Source organism: Pseudomonas sp. FEMGT703P (genome assembly GCF_002786345.1).
Lineage (GTDB): Bacteria > Pseudomonadota > Gammaproteobacteria > Pseudomonadales > Pseudomonadaceae > Aquipseudomonas > Aquipseudomonas peli.
Window position 1 is genome coordinate 221,249 of record NZ_PGCM01000008.1, and the last position, 8,168, is coordinate 229,416.

An 8,168-nucleotide genomic window follows, 5' to 3' on the forward strand; every position below is an offset into this window, starting at 1 on the left:
GCTTTAGCTGGGGTTAGCACTCTGCGCCAGCGCGCGACACAGACTGTCGCGCAATCCCGCCAGGCTGTGTGAGCTGATAACCTTGCCCGCTACTGAACGGAAGCGACCCCCTCCGATGCTTACGCTTTATCACGCCCCCGACCTGGAAACCCTTGGCGAGCTGGCCACCGCCCTGCTCGCCACGCCGATGCGTGAGCCCTTTGCGCCGGCGCTGGTGGTGGTGCCGAGCCAGGGCATGGGGCGCTGGCTGACGCTGGAGCTGGCGCGCAAGCAGGGCATTGCCATGCAGCTGGAGGTGCAGCTGCCGGCCAAGTTCGTCTGGGACGTCTCGCGCCTGTGCCTGGGGCAACTGCCGGAGCAGTCGGCATTCAGTCCCAGCAGCCTGAGCTGGCGCTTGTATGACTGGCTGTGCGAGCCGGCCCAGCTGGCTGAAGCACCGCGTCTGGCGCATTACCTGGAAGGTGGCGATGAGCGCCGCAGGCTGTCATTGGCCGTGAAGATCGCTGACGTATTCGACCAATACCTGCTGTATCGCGACGACTGGCTGGCCGCCTGGGAGCGCAACGACTTGCTCGATCTCGGCCCGGATGAAGCCTGGCAGGCGCTGCTCTGGCGCGAGCTGACCAAAGACGGCCATCCACACCGCGCGCGGTTGCTGGAAGAGCTGCTCACCCGCCTGTATGACGCCACGCCCATCGCCGGGCTGCCCGAGCGCGTGCTGGTGTTTGGCATCAGTTCGCTGCCGCCGCACCATATGCGGGTATTGGAAGGCCTGGCGCGGCACACTCAGGTGATTGTTTTCGCCCTCAACCCGTGCCGTGAAGCCTGGGGCGAGATTCGCGATATTCGTGAGTTGGCCAGGCAGCCTGAACTCAGTCCGGACGATTGGTACCTGGATGTTGGCCACCCACTGCTGGCCAGCCTGGGCAAGCAGGGCCGCGATTTTTTCGACAGCCTGTTTAGCCTGGCCTCCAGCGAAGGCAGTCAGGAAATCGGCCTGTATTCCGAGGATGAACACCTGCACGACGCCAGCCTGTTGCAGGCATTGCAAAACGACATCCTGCGACTGCGCACCCGCAGCGCCGATGAGCGTTTGCTGCTGCGTGGGGACGATCGCTCGCTGGAACTGCACGTCGCCCACTCGCCGCTGCGCGAGGTGGAAATCCTGCATGACCAACTGCTCGCCCGCTTTGCCGCCGACCCCGCGCTGACGCCCGATCAGGTGGTGGTGCTGACCCCGGACATCGAGCGGTATGCGCCCTATATCGAAGCGGTGTTTGCCCCGCGTGAAGGTGTGCCGCGCGTGCCGTTCAGCCTGGCCGACCGCAGCCTGCGCGCGGAAATCCCGCTGATCGAAGCCTTCCTCAACCTGTTGGCGCTGCCGGACAGCCGCTTTGCTGCCGAAGAAATTCTGGCCTGGCTGGAACAGCCGTCTATTGCCCGCCGCGCAGGTATCGAAGCCGAAGATTTACCGCTGCTGCGCGACTGGCTGCGCGACGCGGGCGTGCGCTGGGGCCGTGATGAAACGCACCGTGAGCAACTGGGCCTGCCGGCCGACGCGGCCTTTACCTGGCGGCAAGGGCTGGACCGCCTGCTGCTGGGTTTTGCCGCGCCGCCGCAGCTGGCCGGTCTGGCGGCGCCGTTGCTGGGCGACAGTTGGCCGCTGGATGCGCTGGAAGGCGGCCGCGCACAACTGCTCGGGCGCTTGGCCGGTTTTGTCGAGCGCTTGGCCGTGCTGGCGCAGAGCCTGCAACGGCCGCGCGCCCTGGGCGAATGGGCCGAATCCCTGCAAGGGCTGATTGATCAGTTGTTCGATGAGCGCGAGGCCGGTGACACCCTGTTGCTGCTGTCCAAAGCCTGTGCGGCGCTCAAAGAACAGGGCGACGCCTCGGGGGTTGAACGGCCGATTGAGCTGGCGCTGATCCGCCAGCAGCTGACCGCTGCCCTGGAGCAGGGCAGCGCCGCCTCTGGCTTTCTCACCGGCACGGTGACCTTCTGCACCATGGTGCCGATGCGCAGCCTGCCGTTCCGACTGGTCTGCCTGCTTGGCCTGGATGACGGCGCATTGCCGCGCCGCACCCCGGCAGCGGGCTTTGACCTGATCAGCCAGAAATCCCGCCGTGGCGACCGCGCACGCCGTCTGGACGACCGTTACCTGCTGCTGGAAACCCTGCTCTCGGCCCGTGGCGGCCTATACCTGAGCTACGTCGGCCGCGACCCGCGCAGCAACGCCGAGCTGCCGCCTTCGGTTTTGGTCAGCGAATTGCTGGATGTGGTCGACCTCACGGCGGTAGATGGCAACGGCCCGGCCAGCGCAAGGGTTACTCACCACCATCCATTGCAACCCTTCGCGCCGGGTAACTTCGCCGGCAACCGCCATGCCGGCTTTGCCGCGCCCTGGTTCCACGCTGCGCAGCGTTTGAGTCAGGCGGTGCAAGCCCCCGCACCCTTTGCCAGTCCGTTGGATAAACCGGATGAAGATTTGCCGGGCGGCGTTCCGCTCTCTATCGAACCCAGCCAGCTGATTCACTGTTTCAAACACCCGGCGCGCTACCTGCTGGAACAACGCCTTGGCCTGCGCCTGGCGCAGAGCGAGGAAACCCTGGCCGGCGACGAGCCCTTTAGCGTCGAGTGGACCAGTCAGCATGGCCTGCGGCAGCTGGCGTTGCAGGCTATCGAGAACGGTTGGAGTGAACGCCAGGAGCGCGCCGTAGCTGCGGCGTCCGGCTGGCTGCCAGTGGGCGAACTGGGCCAGGCGCACTGGGGGCAGATTCGCGGGCCAATCCGCGCCTTTGCGCCAACCCTGTTTGACGAGCGCCCGGATGACGCGCCGCAACCGCTGTTGGTCGATATCGAGCTGGCGGGTGTGCGCATCCACGGCTGGCTGGATGGCGTGACCAGCGCTGGCCTGTTCGACTACCGCCTGCGTGATCTCGGCGCCTGGGAGCTGGCGCCATTCTGGCTGCGCCATCTGCTGCTCAACTGCGCTGCCACGCCCGAGATCAGCCGTGACAGCCGTCTGCTCTCGCCGAAAAGCGAATGGCGTCTGGGCGCGCTGGCCAATGCCCGCGAGCTGCTGGTGCCCTGGCTCGAAGCCTACAAAAACGCGCTGTGCGAGCCGCTGCCGCTGTTCGCCAAGTGCAGCCACGGCTTTGCCCGCAAATGGCGTAGCCCCGGCAAGAAGGAGCCGATTGACGCTGCCCGCAGCGAAGCGCGGGTGATGTGGCAAGGCAATGACTTTATGACCGGCGAAGGTCAGGATCCCTGGAATGCCCTGGCTTTTCGCGACCGTGAAGCGATGGATGAACGCTTTGAAATGCTGGCCGAACAGCTTTACGGCCCGGCGCTGGATGCCCTGCAAGGCAGTGACGAGGACGAAGCATGAGCAGCGCCAGCCTGAACCTGCTGCACGACAGCTTCACCGGCCGCTCGCTGATCGAGGCCAGCGCCGGCACCGGCAAAACCTGGACCCTGACCGCGTTGTACGCGCGCCTGTTGCTGGAGAAGCAGCTCAACGTCAGCCAGATTCTGGTGGTGACCTTTACCACCGCTGCCACCGCCGAGCTGCGCGAACGCATTCGCAAGCGCCTGGCCGAGTTGCTGGCGGTGTATGAACAGGGGCCGGGCGACGACGCCTTGCTTAATGAATTGCATGCCCAGTACCCGGATGCCGCCAGCCACCGACGTCTGCTGCTGGCGGTGCACGGTTTTGACGAGGCGGCGATCTTCACCATCCACGGCTTCTGTCAGCGCGCCTTGCAGGACGCCGCGTTTGAAGCGGGTGGCGATTTCGACAACGAACTGACCCACGACGATCGCGAAATTATCGACGCCCTGCTCGCCGACCTTTGGCGGCATGAACTGGCCAGCGCCGAGCCGGAATGGGCGGCGTTTCTGGTGCAGCAGAAAATCACTCCGCAGGTCCTGCGTCAGCGTTTGCGCAACCACCTGGGCAAACCCTATCTGCGCATCGAACCGCAACCCGGTACGCGCAGTGAGATGAGCGCTCTGCGCGCCGCCTGGCAGCAGGCGCAGCGTCTTTGGCAGGGCGAAAGTGCCAGCTGGCTGGCGCAGCTCAAGGCCTTTGACGGCTTCAAGAGCAATATGTGCAACGCGGCCAAACTGGGCGTCTGGCAGGCCGAACTGGACGGTTATTTCAGCGACGCCGCTGCGCTGTTCAGCAAAGCTGAGGCGCACCGCCGGTTGGCCCGCGAGGGGCTGAACAAGGCCAGCAAAAAGGGCTGCGAAGCCCCGGCCAATCCGCTGGCGGCCGCGCTGCAGGAACTCTGCGATGCCCTCGATGCGGCGCAACCCGAAGCCGAGCAACGCCTGATCGACCTGCAGGTGCGCTTGATTCATCAGCTCAACGAACAACTGCCCGCGCGCAAAGCGGCGCAACGCCTGCTGGCCTTCGATGACCTGCTCAACAAGCTGCAGCAGGCTTTGCAGAGCGAAGGCGGCGAACATTTGGCGAGCACCCTGCGCACACAGTATCCGGTGGCGCTGATCGACGAGTTTCAGGACACCGACCCGGTGCAGTACCGGGTGTTTCATCGCATTTATCAGGACGCCGGCGACCTGTGTTTTGTCGGCGATCCGAAGCAGGCCATTTATGCGTTTCGCGGTGCCGACTTAGCCACGTATTTAAAAGCCCGCAGCGAAGCCGCGCGGCAATACAGCCTGGCCACCAACCACCGCTCCACGCCCGCGCTGATCGCCGCGCTGAATCAGTTGTTCGACCGGCCCATGCCCTTTGCCGAGAAGGGCTTGGCTTACCAGCAGGTCGGGGCCAGCACTAAGGCGCGGGCGCAACTGGTATTGCCGTGTGTTGAGGATGAAACCGACGCGCCGCTGGCGTTGGTCTGGCTGGATAACGACTACCTGGGCAAAGGTGAAGCGGGGGCGATAGTCGCTCGCGACACCGCGCGGCGCATTGCGGCGGTGCTAAGCGCGAGCAGTCAGGGCCAAGCCTTTTTTGAGCAAGACGGCACGCGCATACCGCTCAAAGGTGGCGATATCGCCGTGCTTGTGGCCAGCCACCGTCAGGCTGGCGAAGTGGCCGCCGAGCTGGCCGCCCGTGGCGTGCCCAGTGTGCGCCGAGGCAAGGAGAACGTCTGGCACAGCGAAGAGGCCGATGAGCTGTCCGCCGTGCTGGCCGCCTACGCTGAACCGGGCCGCGAGGGCGCATTGCGTTATGCCCTGGCCAGCCGTTTGCTGGGGCGCAGCGCCGCCGATCTGGCCGCCTGCAGCGAGGATGCCCAAGCCTGGGACCGCGAGCGCGAAGCCGCCGAGCGCTATCATCAACTCTGGCAGCAACAAGGCTTTATGCGCGCCTTCCGCGCCTGGCTGGATGAGCAGCAAGTGGCCCAGCGGCTGCTGGCGCTGGTCGATGGCGAGCGCCGTCTGACCAACCTGCTGCACCTGGCCGAGCTGCTGCAAACCGAAAGCCTGCAACGCCCCGGTCTGGAGCAATTGCTCGCCTGGTTCAACGTCCAGCGCAGCGCCGAGGCCCACGGCGAAGACGCCTTGCTGCGTTTGGAAAGCGATGCCGAGCGGGTGCAGATCGTCACTATCCACACCTCTAAAGGCCTGGAATACCCGCTGGTGTTCTGCCCCTACCTGTGGGACGGCGCGCTGCTGCGCCAGCATGAAGACATCAGCTGCCACGCCGACGACGGCACGCCGTTGCTGGACCTGGGCAGCGAACAGCTCGACGTGCACCGCGAGCGCGCCCGACATGAGCGTTTCGCCGAGAAACTGCGCCTCACCTACGTCGCCCTGACCCGCGCGCGTGATCGCCTGTGGCTGCACTGGGGGCCGGTGGACTGCAAACCGAAAAAGGACGGCACCCTCGGCGACAGCGGCCTGCACAGCAGCGCCTTGGCCTGGCTACTGCACGGCCGCGCGTTATCGGGTGAGGATGCCCTGGCTGAGCTGGCCGGCCATCTACAAAACCTGAGTCCGCACGGGCTGCGTGCAGAAGTCGAACAGTTGATCGCCAGCAGCCAGGGCCAGATGGCCATTCAACCGTTGCGTGACAACGAGGCCAGCGCCGCCGGCGAGCAGCGCGCCCCAGCCCCGCAGCAACTCGCCACGTTGCAGCGCAGCCTGCACAGCGCCTGGCGCATCGGCAGCTTCTCCGGGCTGGCCGCCGGCATGCACATGGAAGCCCCGGACCGCGACGGCCTGGTGCTGCCGGACGCCAGCGAGCCGGGCACGGGCTTTTTCGCCTTCCCCCGGGGCGCTCGGGCCGGTACTTGCCTGCACGCCATTCTGGAAGACTGGGCGCGCGGCAAAGGCGCGCTGAACGAGCTGATCGAACCGGGGCTGAGCGGCCACGGCATCAGCAACGACTGGCAGGCCGTGGCGCTTGGCCATCTGCAACAGGTGATCGACGCCGATCTGGATGGCCAGGGTCTAACCCTCGCCTGTCTGAATCCAACACGACGCCTGCCCGAACTGGGCTTTACCTTCCCCCTGGCCGGGCTGGATGTGCAGCGCCTGCGCGCGATTCTCTGTGACCCGGCCCATGGCCTGGCGGCACCGATGCGCGAGGCGGCGGCACGCCTTGAATTCGACAGCCTCAAGGGCTTTCTCAAGGGCTTTATCGACCTGACCTTCGAGCACGATGGGCGCTGGTACATCGCCGACTACAAGTCCAACTGGCTCGGCCCGGACGCCAGCTATTACGGCGGCGAACGCCTGTTGCAGGCTCTGGCTGCCGAGCATTACTACCTGCAATACATGATCTACTTGGTGGCGCTGCGGCGCTTCCTGCGTCAGCGCCTGGACGACTTCCGGAATGAACAGTTAGGCGGTGCCTACTACCTGTTTCTGCGCGGCATGCCGACGGCCGGGGTGTATTTCTCGCGGCCCAGCGATGGGCTTTTGGATGCATTGGATAAGCTGTTTGCGGAGGGCGCGTGATGCTTAACGATCTGCCCCTCGGCCCGCTGGAGCGCGCCCTGGTCGATAGCCTGCAGCGCCTCGATCCTGCGGCCTCACCCGTGGTGCTGGTTTCGGCCGCGCTGCTGTGCACGGCCCTGGATAAGGGTGATGTCTGCCTGCCGCTTGAGCGTCTAGCGGGGCAGCGACCCTGGCCCGAACAGGATTTCCGCCTGCCGGCGCTGGGCGACTGGCAGGCGCAGCTTGAAGCCTCGTCCCTGGTGGGCGGCGATGGTGATTTCACCCCGCTGATTCTTCAGCACGGCCGCCTCTATCTGGCGCGCTACCAGGCCTACGAACGTCAATTGGCCGAGCAGTTGTTGCGGCGTGCGGCCGATCTGCCTGCGGTGGATGAGGCGCAATTGAGCGAAAGCCTCGGTCGCCTATTTGCCTTTAACCAGCAGCAACCCGACTGGCAGCGCCTGGCCGCCGCGCAAGCGGTGCGACGCAAGTTGGCGGTGATCTCCGGCGGCCCCGGCACCGGCAAAACCACCACCGTGGTACGTCTGCTCGCCGCGTTATTAGAGCAACCTGGCTGCGGGCATCTGGCCATCGGCCTGGCCGCGCCAACCGGTAAAGCCGCGGCGCGAATGGCCGAGGCAATCCGCAATGCCAAGGCTGCGCTGCCAGTCAGCCAGGCGATCAAGGCGGCGCTGCCGGATGAGGCGCGCACCCTGCACCGTCTGCTTGGCAGCCGTGGCGACAGCCCGCAGGTGCGCCATCACGCGGCCAACCCCCTAGCGCTGGATGTGCTGGTGGTGGACGAAGCCTCGATGGTCGACCTGGCGCTGATGGCCAAACTGCTCGACGCCCTGCCGCCCATAGCGCGGCTGATCCTGCTCGGCGACAAGGATCAACTCTGCGCCGTGGAAGCCGGTGCGGTGTTTGCCGAACTCTGCGAGGGCCGTGGCTTTGATGCTCAGGCGGCGAACGAACTGCAGCGCATCACCGGCCAGCAGGTGCCGGTTAGCCAACCTAGCTCGCAGCTCGGCGACGCCGTGGTGCTGCTGACCCACAGCCACCGCTTTGCTGGCGACAGCGGCATCGGTGAGCTGGCGCGGCGCATTAACGGCGGCGATGTCAGCGGTACGCTGAACCTGCTCAAGGAAGATCGCAGTGATCTGGCCTGGAATGCCCAGCCGACGCCCAACGAGCTGCTGGAGCGTCTGGATCAGGGCTATGCGTCCTATATCAGCGCCGCCAAAAGCGCCGACCCCGCCGCC

Annotated in this window: 3 protein-coding genes; all 3 read left to right on the forward strand. The window is 65.7% G+C overall.

Translation table 11 applies throughout. The features are described from left to right. The first annotated feature begins 115 nt into the window (after nt 1-115). Nucleotides 116-3,385, forward strand: coding sequence for an exodeoxyribonuclease V subunit gamma (gene recC / locus CUR33_RS13150; RefSeq protein ID WP_289239930.1), 3,270 nt, complete (start codon nt 116-118; stop codon nt 3,383-3,385). After that, nucleotides 3,382-6,927, forward strand: coding sequence for an exodeoxyribonuclease V subunit beta (gene recB / locus CUR33_RS13155; RefSeq protein WP_289239931.1), 3,546 nt, complete (start codon nt 3,382-3,384; stop codon nt 6,925-6,927). The genes recC and recB overlap by 4 nt, the downstream gene beginning before the upstream one ends. Next, nucleotides 6,924-8,168 (forward strand): exodeoxyribonuclease V subunit alpha (recD, locus tag CUR33_RS13160; RefSeq protein ID WP_289239932.1); only part of this gene is annotated, 1,245 nt, incomplete at its 3' end. The genes recB and recD, both read left to right, overlap by 4 nt.